The organism is Oleiphilus sp. HI0080, assembly GCF_001635135.1.
On record NZ_LWFU01000153.1, the window covers coordinates 1 to 461 of the forward strand.

1 protein-coding gene is annotated in these 461 nt (G+C 44.3%); it reads left to right on the plus strand.

Going from position 1 to position 461, the window contains the following annotated elements; genetic code table 11:
- Positions 1-281: 281 nt before the first annotated feature.
- A partial coding sequence (locus A3751_RS01795; RefSeq protein ID WP_156492184.1) for a hypothetical protein occupies positions 282-461 on the plus strand: 180 nt, incomplete at its 3' end.

Sequence of the window (461 nt, forward strand, 5' to 3'; positions counted from 1 at the left end):
AGTGCCGTCAGGTCTCTATGTAGCGGTTGCTCAAGTTCTTGCTTACGTATTCCAACTAAAACAATTCCGCAGACGTGCTCGCTCGAAGCCCGATATGCCTGACTTTCCGGTTCCTGACGATCTGCAGCACGATTAATTCTGTGATGCTTTATTGGCGCAGTAAAATAATTCTTCTACCCGTTAAAACTGGGTCGCTTTTTGCAAAGACCATCTAACTGAGACATATGTGACGAAAACTCGTCGCTATCGTTGTTGTCACTTCATTAGAGTTGTTAGGGTTTATGCAAGCGAGCGTTGGATTAAATCAGTTAAAAATGCTGCAAAGCCACATGGCGATCCCGATATTGCTGATCGCGATGTTGGGTATGATGACGTTGCCGGTTCCGCCGTTTCTGCTTGATCTATTATTTACCTTCAATATTGCATTGTCTCTGGTCGTATTGCTGGTATGTGTTTATGCA